Annotated in this window: 1 protein-coding gene; it reads left to right on the plus strand. The window is 63.4% G+C overall.

Features of this window, described 5'->3' with window-relative positions; all coding sequences use genetic code 11:
• On the plus strand, positions 1 to 715 hold a 715-nt coding region (locus NKH52_RS35420), incomplete at both ends, for an alcohol dehydrogenase catalytic domain-containing protein (RefSeq protein ID WP_352736904.1).

The following is a 715-nucleotide window of genomic DNA, read 5'->3' on the forward strand; positions in this document are numbered from 1 at the left end:
ATGAAAACCCGCGCCGCTGTCGCTGTCGCCGCCGGAAAGCCGCTGGAGATCATGGAGGTCGATCTCGACGGCCCACGCGAGGGCGAGGTGCTGGTCGAGATCAAGGCGACCGGCATCTGCCACACCGACGAATTCACGCTGTCGGGCGCCGATCCCGAAGGCCTGTTTCCAGCCATCCTCGGGCATGAGGGCGCCGGCGTCGTCGTCGATATCGGCAAGGGCGTCACCTCGCTCAAGAAGGGCGACCACGTCATCCCGCTCTACACGCCCGAATGTCGCCAGTGCCATTCCTGCCTGTCGCGCAAGACCAATCTGTGCACGGCGATCCGCGCCACCCAGGGCCAGGGCCTGATGCCCGATGGTTCATCGCGCTTCTCGATCGGCAAGGACAAGATCTTTCACTATATGGGCTGCTCGACTTTCTCCAACTTCACCGTGCTGCCCGAGATCGCGCTGGCCAAGGTCAACCCCGACGCGCCCTTCGACAAGATCTGCTACATCGGCTGCGGCGTCACCACCGGCATCGGTGCTGTGATCAACACCGCCAAGGTCGAGATCGGCGCCACCGCGGTCGTCTTCGGCCTCGGCGGCATCGGCCTCAACGTGATCCAGGGCCTGAAACTTGCCGGCGCCGACATGATCATCGGCGTCGATTTGAACAACGACAAGAAGGAGTGGGGCGAGCGGTTCGGCATGACGCATTTCGTCAATCCGA

Source organism: Mesorhizobium sp. M1066 (genome assembly GCF_040318635.1).
GTDB lineage: Bacteria > Pseudomonadota > Alphaproteobacteria > Rhizobiales > Rhizobiaceae > Mesorhizobium.